Source organism: uncultured Arenimonas sp., assembly GCF_963976025.1.
In the GTDB taxonomy this organism is placed as follows: Bacteria; Pseudomonadota; Gammaproteobacteria; order Xanthomonadales; family Xanthomonadaceae; genus Arenimonas.
Genome location: NZ_CAXBJS010000262.1, coordinates 1 through 2,600 on the forward strand (window position 1 = coordinate 1; position 2,600 = coordinate 2,600).

Here is a 2,600-nt window from a genome sequence, read left to right on the forward strand (position 1 = left end):
CTGTTCCCGATCAGGGAACTGGGCACCAGCGCCAAGATGCTGTCGATCGTGCCGCTGATGGCCGGCGGCGGCCTGTTCGAAACCGGCGCCGGCGGTTCGGCGCCCAAGCACGTGCAGCAGTTCACGGCGGAAAACTACCTGCGCTGGGATTCGCTGGGTGAATTCCTGGCCCTGGCCGCTTCGCTCGACCATGTCAGCCAGCGCTGGCTCAACTCGCAGGCGCCGGTGCTGGCGAAAACCCTGGACGAGGCCAACGCCCGCATCCTCGACGAGAACCGCTCGCCCGCGCGCAAGGTCGGCCAGATCGACAACCGCGGCACCCACTTCTACCTGGCGCAGTACTGGGCCAAGGCCCTGGCCGACCAGGACGAGGACGCCGCGCTGAAGGCGAAGTTCGCGCCGCTGGCCAAGCGCCTGCTGGACGAGGAAGCCACGATCCTGGCTGAACTGCTGGCCGTGCAGGGCAAGCCGGTGGACATCGGCGGTTATTACCGTCCGGACCTGGCCAAGGCCAGCGAAGCGATGCGCCCCAGCGCCACCTTCAACGCGGCGCTGGCTTCGCTGTAGAGGTAATTGGCTGCGGCCAAAAAAAACCCACCCGGCCTCACGACCGGGTGGGTTTTTTGTTATGTGGCGGAACTCAGCCGTGCAGGTCGAAGCGGTCGGCCTCCATCACCTTGGTCCAGGCGGCGACGAAGTCGTCGACGAACTTCTGGCCGGCGTCGCTGGCGGCGTAGACCTCGGCCAGTGCGCGCAGCTGCGCGTTCGAGCCGAACACCAGGTCCGACACCGTGCCGGTCCACTTCAGGTCGCCGGTCTTGCGGTCGCGGCCCTCGAGGATGTCGCGGTTGCCTTCCGAACGCTTCCACTTGGTGCGCATGTCGAGCAGGTTGCGGAAGACTTCGTTGTTCAGCGTGCCCGGGGTCTTGGTGAACACGCCGTGCTTGCTGCCCTTGTAGTTGGCGCCCAGCGAACGCAGGCCACCCACCAGCACCGTCATTTCCGGCGCGCTGAGCCGCAGCAGCGCGGCGCGGTCGACCAGCATCTCGGCCTCGGAGCCTTCGAAACCCTTGGCGACGTAGTTGCGGAAGCCGTCCACCTTGGGCTCGAGCGGCGCGAATGAATCAACGTCGGTCATTTCATCCGTGGCGTCGGTGCGGCCGGGATGGAAGGGCACGGTGATGTCGAAGCCGCCCTTCTTCGCCGCCGCTTCCACGGCCGCGTTGCCGGCCAGCACGATCAGGTCGGCCATCGAAATCTTCTTGCCGCCGCCGGCGGAGGCGTTGAAGTCCTTCTGGATGCCTTCAAGCGTGGACAGCACCTTGGCCAGCTGCTCGGGCTGGTTCACTTCCCAGTCCTTCTGCGGGGCCAGGCGGATGCGGGCGCCGTTGGCACCACCGCGCTTGTCGCTGCCGCGGAAGGTCGAGGCCGAGGACCAGGCGGTGTACACCAGCTGCTCGGTCGGCAGGCCTGAATCGAGCACCTTCTTTTTCAGCGCGGCGACGTCCTTGGCGTCCACCAGCGGGTGGTCGACATCGGGCACCGGGTCCTGCCAGATCAGTACTTCCTTGGGCACGTACTTGCCCAGGTAGCGGTTGCGCGGGCCCATGTCGCGGTGGGTCAGCTTGAACCAGGCGCGCGCGAAGGCGTCGGCGAACTCGTCCGGGTTGTCCTTGAAGTGGCGCGAGATCTTTTCGTAGGCCGGGTCCATGCGCATGGCCATGTCGGCCGTGCTCATCATCAGCTTTTCCTTGCGACCCGGGTCGTGGGCCGCCGGCGCCATGTCTTCTTCCTTCAGGCCCTTGGCCTGCCACTGCTGCGCACCCGCCGGGCTCTTGGTCAGCTCCCAGTCGTACTTGAACAGCACGTCGAAGTAAGTCATGTCCCACTTGGTGGGCGTCGGCGTCCAGGCGCCTTCCAGGCCGCTGGTGATGGTGTGGCCGGCCATGCCGGACTCGTAGCTGCTGGCCCAGCCGAAGCCCTGGTTTTCGATGTCGGCGCCTTCCGGCTCGACCTGCACCAGCCCGGCGTCACCGGCACCGTGCGCCTTGCCGAAGGTGTGGCCACCGGCGGTCAGCGCGACCGTCTCGTAGTCGTTCATGGCCATGCGCGCGAAGGTGTCGCGGATGTCGCGGGCCGAAAGCAGCGGATCCGGGTTGCCGTCCGGGCCTTCCGGGTTCACGTAGATAAGGCCCATCTGCACGGCGGCCAGCGGGTTGGCCAGGTCGCGTTCGCCGGAATAGCGGCTGTTTTCCTTGTCGCTGGTGGAAAGCCATTCCTGTTCCGGGCCCCAGAACACGTCGGCCATGGGCTCCCAGATGTCGCTGCGGCCGCCGCCGAAGCCGAAGGTCTTGAAGCCCATCGATTCAAGCGCGACGTTGCCGGTAAGGATGAACAGGTCGGCCCACGACAGCTGCTTGCCGTACTTCTGCTTGATCGGCCACAGCAGGCGGCGCGCCTTGTCGAGGTTGCCGTTGTCGGGCCAGCTGTTGAGCGGCGCGAAGCGCTGGTCGCCGGTGCCGCCGCCGCCGCGACCGTCATGGATGCGGTAAGTGCCGGCCGCGTGCCAGGCCATGCGGATGAAGAAGGGACCGTAGTGG

The 2,600-nt window shown here is 66.6% G+C and carries 2 protein-coding genes; one reads left to right on the forward strand and one right to left on the reverse strand.

Translation table 11 applies throughout. From position 1 onward, the window contains the following. On the forward strand, positions 1-567 hold a 567-nt coding region (locus tag AACZ35_RS13865; protein ID WP_339830286.1), incomplete at its 5' end, for an NADP-dependent isocitrate dehydrogenase. Positions 568-640: 73 nt separating this feature from the next. Here the strand turns inward: AACZ35_RS13865 and katG are convergent. Then, positions 641-2,600 (reverse strand): catalase/peroxidase HPI (gene katG / locus AACZ35_RS13870; RefSeq protein ID WP_339830288.1); only part of this gene is annotated, 1,960 nt, incomplete at its 5' end.